Source organism: Methanospirillum sp. (assembly GCF_035406105.1).
GTDB lineage: Archaea > Halobacteriota > Methanomicrobia > Methanomicrobiales > Methanospirillaceae > Methanospirillum.
In genome coordinates, this window is sequence record NZ_DAONKG010000184.1 from 1 (window position 1) to 4,952 (window position 4,952).

General features: G+C 45.6%; 4 protein-coding genes and 1 tRNA gene. 1 reads left to right on the plus strand and 4 read right to left on the minus strand.

From position 1 onward, the window contains the following. Nucleotides 1-281: 281 nt before the first annotated feature. A tRNA-Arg gene (locus PLA23_RS10385) sits at nt 282-353 on the minus strand. A gap of 387 nt (nt 354-740) precedes the next feature. Then, a complete protein-coding gene (gene hypD, locus PLA23_RS10390; RefSeq protein WP_324330596.1) occupies nt 741-1,769 on the minus strand; it encodes a hydrogenase formation protein HypD in 1,029 nt (342 codons plus the stop codon). 152 nt (nt 1,770-1,921) lie between these two features. On the opposite strand from hypD, the gene PLA23_RS10395 reads away from it, so the two are divergent. Next, nucleotides 1,922-2,410: a helix-turn-helix domain-containing protein gene (locus tag PLA23_RS10395; RefSeq protein WP_324330594.1), complete on the plus strand. Its 489-nt coding sequence runs from the start codon at nt 1,922-1,924 to the stop codon at nt 2,408-2,410. Between the two features lie 2 nt (nt 2,411-2,412). Here PLA23_RS10395 and PLA23_RS10400 read toward each other — a convergent pair whose 3' ends face one another. Beyond that, nucleotides 2,413-2,886, minus strand: a complete 474-nt coding sequence (locus PLA23_RS10400) for a hypothetical protein (protein ID WP_324330593.1) — start codon at nt 2,884-2,886, stop codon at nt 2,413-2,415. Nucleotides 2,887-2,926: 40 nt separating this feature from the next. After that, a partial coding sequence (locus tag PLA23_RS10405; protein ID WP_324475135.1) for a methyl-accepting chemotaxis protein occupies nt 2,927-4,952 on the minus strand: 2,026 nt, incomplete at its 5' end.

Sequence of the window (4,952 nt, forward strand, 5' to 3'; positions counted from 1 at the left end):
AAACGTCACAGCGAGCAGCGATTAAGTAATTGATATAATCAACATCTGAAGGTTGGATAGTTACAGGCACGTATATTATTGGCGTTATCAATATATATAGATCTTCATATAATAAAAGTTAACTGCGTAACTCCTATGCGAATGATATTTTTCTCAAGTGCTGCTTGGGCACGATGACCATACGACAATGCCAGAAATTTTCAACACATGAAAAAAGATATCAGAAATAGAAAAAGCAAAGCCACTCTGTTTCATCAGAGGATTTGAACTTTTATTAATTACGCCCCGGCTGGGATTTGAACCCAGGTCTAAAGCTCCGGAGGCTCCAAGGATATCCACTACCCTACCGGGGCAACCCTATTATGTTTCCATTAAACACAGATAAAGGCTCTGGTTATTCAGTGATTTTTCCTGATGCTATTAGAAATAAATATTGAATGACTGGCATCAATTCAGACAAATTTTCGACCGTTCACATTACACGCGGATCTCAGGCGGGTGTATCTATTTTACCATCTACGATGACATCCCCAGTCAAGGTTTTTCCATTTCTACCATCATTTGAAATTGCGTACCAAAAATGGACCCGGTCTGTCTTCAATACACTCAAAGAATACATATGTATCAAGAAAAATTGGTTGTAACAAACCCCTGCCTCATGATCCATTGTGCAAGTAATCCGACCAGAGTTCACAAAAAAAAGTGATCATGACCAAAAAATTATAATCGAAATATCAGCTCTAAACTTTCCGAATATGATAATGGTGCCAGATCTTACAGGCCCCTTCATGACTGACCATACATGGACCGACCGGCGTCCGTGGCGTACATACCTTATCAAATAATTTACAATCTACCGGAGTTGCGATACCCCGGAGGATTTTATCACAGATACAACCGGCTTGTTTCTTCGTCGGTTTAATCTCAACACCAAACTTCTTCTGGGCATCCCATGCTGAAAACTCCTCACGAAGTCTGAGCCCTGACTTTGGAATAACCGGGAATCCCCGCCATTCGACGTCACATGGCTCAAAGACCATATGCATCACTGACATGGCTTTTGGGTTGCCTTCTTCATTCACTGCACGTGGATAGGCATTATCAACCCGTGCTGTTCCCTCCCGTATCTGCTGGACGAGCATGAGAAGACCAAGGAGAATATCATCAGGTTCAAATCCGGCAACCACCTGGGGAACCGGGAAGGTTCGGTAGTCTGCAAGACCCGTGACCGTCAGAACATGGCCGGGAAGGAGAAATCCATGCAGTGCTGCCTCACCCTGTGATAACAACCACGCCATCGCCGGGGGAACCAGACGATGACAGCAGAGAATGGAAAAATTCTTAGGCGGTGATGTCAGAAGCATTGCAGCAACGGTGGGCGCCGTGGTTTCAAATCCAACCGAGACAAAGACAACCTCTTTATCGGTATTCTTTGCAATCTCAACTGCCTTATGCACACCCTGGACAATCCGCACATCGGCCCCCGAACTCTCCAGTGACCCATTCGAGCCGGGAACCCTGAGCAGATCGCCATATGTCGCAATAATACATCCTTTTTCAGCAAGTTCAAGGGCTGCGTCGATCTCTCCCTGAGGTGTAATACAGACCGGACAGCCTGGCCCCATGACAATCTTGAGGTTTTTTGGAAGAAGGCTTCGGATACCATGACGTGCAATAGCAGCCTCATGCGTCCCGCATACATGCATAAATGTAAGATCCCGGTCTGTCAGCTCGTGAATTTTCTCTGCAATCGGATTCTTTCCGGCCATAAATCTCTCAAACGTCAACCTGAAACGACAAAAAGATGCTCATTATGTATCACCGTCACAGCAGGAAAAATGACATAGATAATCCAGTTTTCACCTGGCATATAAAGGATATACCTGAATAGTCATAGAGGAGAAACCTCATACCTGTTACTATGTTCTCCCGCTCTGTCTTCAGACAGGATTTCAAATCTGCCCTTGAAGAGGCACTTGATCGACGCCAGATGAGCCTGAAGGACCTTGCAGAACTTGCGGGAATCCCCCCTGCGACGCTGTACAAAATCACGTCAGGAGAACGGGATCCACGGCTGTCAACTGTCAGGGCGATTGTGCAGGCCCTTGAGCCCTATGATCAGGATATGATCGCCATCATTGCAGCAAAATTTCTCCTTGATGAGATAGGTGCAGGGACGATTGAACTCAACGGGAGAAAAATTAAGATAAAGGGTTATACGGCAAATACCATGGAAGACTGTATCGTTGCAGCGGTTCGGGCAGAAAAAGAGGGAGCCAGCGGGATCATCTGCGCCCCTATCCTTGCAACCCTGATAGAGCGGATCGTTGACATCCCCGTTGTCATCGTACGTCCTGATTCAAGGACTTTTCAGGAAGCAATAGATATCCTGTGTAAAAGACTTGAGTAAAATCAGGGTATTAGCTGATTTTTACCATAAAAGGTGAGAAACTCCTTCTGGAACGAATCAGCAGATGCAATAAGTTCAGGGTACATCTTATTCATCGCTGATATACATGAACCACAGCCAGGAATCAGCGTTGCATACTCATCAAGATCAGCCTTAAGGGTATCAGCGGCAGAAAGCCAGGATTCACGAAGCGGGGATAATTCAGGACTGAGTTTATAGCCCTTAATTTTCTCGGTGATCGAGGTAAGCGCTTCACTCTTCTTTGAAGCAATATCAGCAATCGCAGTATCCCTTCCGTAATATACCCCGATATTCATCGCTTCAGGAGTCTGATATAACATCGGAATTCCCGTGGTCATCAGATCAGAGAGAAATGCCTTGTCATCATCAGTAAGAGCCGGTCCGGCTGATGCCGTCTGTGCCAGAATAAAAAGAGAAAGAAGGGTACTTAACCCGATAAGCACTCGAATGTTCATATCAAATGGTTTTACCCGTGTCAATATAAGGGTACTCATGTTACAGGGAAAACCGGTCAGCCTGTTTTTTTAGATTTCCACAGAGACGTGCTATCTCCAGTGATGACGATGCAATATCATCCGTAGCATGCCTGCTTTCATCCATCCGATGTGATATCTCCTCCATTCGTGCCAGATTTTTCTCACTTTCGGAATTCATAATCCCGATACCTTCCTGAACCCGATGCATCAGTATTTCTTCATCCTTCGTTGCTTTCGTGACCTGGCTGATCCCATCAGATATTTCAGTCACATGGGATGTAATTGAAGAGAGGGCATCTATCGTCTTATTTACACTGGCGATTCCCTCCTGGATTTCAGTGTATGCAGCCTCAATTGATCGAACCGTCTCGGCTGATTTCGCCTGGATAGTCCTGATAAGCTCTTCTATCTGGTTTGTAGCAATTTTAGACTGACCTGCAAGATTTTTTACCTCCTGGGCCACGACCGCAAATCCTCTGCCATGTTCACCGGCCCGTGCCGCCTCTATTGCCGCATTGAGTGCAAGAAGATTTGTCTGACTGGAAATATCTGAAATAAGCCGGACAATTTTATCAATCTCTGTCATCTGCTCATTCAGACCAGTTATCTGCTTCATATTATCCGCGCTGATCTTCCCAACCGACTCCATCTTTTCGTTGGCAACGCAACCAATCTTACCGGCCTCTACCCCCTGGCTGGCAGTTTGTGCCGCAAGTTCCATGAGCCGTGTGGTAATATCAACAATCTGACTGATACATTCAGAAAGTAACCGTATGTCATCAGAAATCCGTCGCGTCTCTTCCATCTGCTCACGTGCTCCGACCGTGGAGTTCTGGACGTCATCTGCAATATCACGAATTGCCTGCTTGATATTATCGGTCTGTGAAAGCGTTTTCTCTGATGTTCTGGTCAGAAGAGAGATGGATCCTTCAAGTTCCTCTATCAGAAGAGATATCGCAGAAAGGGCAGTATTATAATCATTTTTTATCTGCGAAAGGGGATCCTGATCCGTGACCGGTGCACGATATCGGAGATCTCCTTCTGCCATCCGTGCCATACCGGTTTTAAGATCCTCTGCACTCTTTGAGAGGGTTTCGGACATTGTTCTGGAATCGGTCAGCAATTTCTGAACCTCGACTTCCTGCTGTTTTCGCTCGGTGATATCATTATATACGATCAGGAAATTTTCTAGTGATCCTGATTTCGAGAGAATCGGTATACCATACTGCTCAAGAATCCTGGTCCCGAGCGGGAATTCACAAGTAAGCTCGCCAAAGGTGGGTTTTATGGCAGATAATAATTCCTTCAGACCCTCTCCGGAATATTCAAGAACGGTAATATCACGGGGAGTCATCCGGAAAAGTTCTTCCCGGGTATACCCTGTTAATCGGATATATGCATCATTGGTTACCAGAATCTGCTGGTTCTCATCAATAAGGAGCACTGGCATTGGGATCTGCTGGACTATGGTATTATTCAGGTGTTCCAGTTCCTCAATCTCAACCATCCGTCGCTCCAGTTCCTGTTCACCCTCCTTCCGGTCGAGATAGGTCTTGAGCATATCTGCCAGTGAATTAATCAGATTCCGCTCTTCAAGCAGAAACGGACCTTCATGCTCAGGGGGTTTCTCACTAAGATACACTACTTCAACCTTTCCGCTTTTTCCAGTTCTCGTGACAAAAGAAGAGGTCTGGATCCACGATGTCAGACGGTAATTCTCCGTGGAAATGACAATATCGCCATACAGGATCCGTGCCCCGGTAATCTCCGGATATTGCCAGCCAGGAGGAATAAGATTTACTACGTTCTGAAGGACATCAGATATTGCCAGGGAATCATTCTGGATAAGGGAGGAAGTTTTGTAAAAAAGGGTTTGTTCTTTTACACGTTCTCCCAGATCATGCATCTTCTTGGCAAGTTCCTGCTCACCCTCAATACGATTCATATAGGTCTTGAGCATTTCTGCCAGTGAGTTAATGAGATTACGTTCTTCGAGTAGAAACGGACCTTCATGCTCAGGGGGCTTCTCACTAAGATACACTACT

What these genes read in the sequence shown, in the direction of transcription:
- hypD (WP_324330596.1), bottom strand. Translation starts at nt 1,769, where the DNA reads ATGGCCGGAAAGAATCCGATTGCAGAGAAAATTCACGAGCTGACAGAC.
- PLA23_RS10395 (WP_324330594.1), top strand. Translation starts at nt 1,922, where the DNA reads ATGTTCTCCCGCTCTGTCTTCAGACAGGATTTCAAATCTGCCCTTGAA.
- PLA23_RS10400 (WP_324330593.1), bottom strand. Translation starts at nt 2,886, where the DNA reads ATGAACATTCGAGTGCTTATCGGGTTAAGTACCCTTCTTTCTCTTTTT.